A 1,195-nucleotide genomic window follows, 5' to 3' on the forward strand; every position below is an offset into this window, starting at 1 on the left:
GTGGCGGCGGGGCCGGCCGGCGGCGTCGCGGACGCCGTCGGCGGCTGCGGGGCGGGAGCGGCCGGCTGGCACGCCCCCATTAGCTCCGCCACCGGCACGTTGTTCGCCGTGAGGAACGCCAGCAGCGAATCCTCCTTCTGCGCGTAGGAGACCCGTTCCCCCTGCTCTGCATTGAAGAAGCCGAAGGTGTTGACGCCGACGACGCGCCCGCAGCGATCGACCAGCGGCCCGCCCGAATTGCCGCGGCTGATCGCCGCCGTGTGCGGCATCACCACCAGCCCGGACGGCAGGTTCTGCACCGCGCTGATCAGGCCATCCGTCACTGCGAGCTCCGGGATGGCGCGGATATTGCCGTCCAGCAGCGCCTGGAAATTGGCGTCCGTCTGCATGATCGCCTGCGGGAAGCCCGCGGCGATCACCGGGTCGAGCCGGCTCGCCACCCGCGTCAGGCCGAGCGGCGACAGCGGCGGCACGTTCCCGGGCAGGCGCAACAAGGCGAAGTCGGCACGGCCCGGGGCCGGGTCCGGCGTCTGCGCCACCACCTGCACCGTATAGGGCCGGCCAAGCCGTCGGTTCACCACATAGGTCCGCGCCGGATCGAGCGGCGCGACCACATGCGCATTGGTGATGACGAGGCCAGGCGCGACGACGAAGCCGGTGCCGGTGCCGACCCCCTGCCCGTTCGCCAGCGGCCCGAGCACGAGCACGGTCGCCTGGTCCAGCAATTCGATCAGCGTGCCCTGGAACGCCTGCTGCCCCTGCGGCGTCGGCGGCAGGGCGGAGGGCTGGATGGGCGTGATCTGCGGCGGCGTCAGCGGCGACTGGCCGAAGCCTTCCGGCCGACAGACATCGCCCTGCATGGCCTGACGCGCCTGCTCGATTTCCCGCTGCAGCGCCTCATTGGTCTGGCGCTGGCGCGCCACCTGTTCGTCGATGCGGCTGGCATCGGCCACGGGTGCCACCAGTCGCTGCGCGGCGATGCGGTCCGAGATGAGCTGCCAGCCGAGCCAGAAGCCGAGGCCGAGGAAGATCAGCGCCACGAGGACGCCAACCGGCAGCAGCCACCAGTTCCAGGCGGAGGACACGGTGCGCGCGCCGGTCGGCGCGGTCACCGCGGCAGCCGGCGCCGCCGGCGGCATCGGCACGGGTGTCGCCGCAGCGCGCGGTGGTGGCGGAACCGCCGCCGCAGCGGGCC

Annotated in this window: 1 protein-coding gene; it reads right to left on the reverse strand. The window is 73.0% G+C overall.

Going from position 1 to position 1,195, the window contains the following annotated elements; translation table 11 throughout:
• The coding region (locus tag GXW78_RS27675) for a trypsin-like peptidase domain-containing protein (protein ID WP_211872148.1) at positions 1–1,085 on the reverse strand (1,085 nt) is incomplete at its 3' end.
• Between the last annotated feature and the right edge of the window lie 110 nt (positions 1,086–1,195).

The organism is Neoroseomonas terrae, from assembly GCF_018129025.1.
GTDB classification, from domain to species: Bacteria; Pseudomonadota; Alphaproteobacteria; order Acetobacterales; family Acetobacteraceae; genus Neoroseomonas; species Neoroseomonas terrae.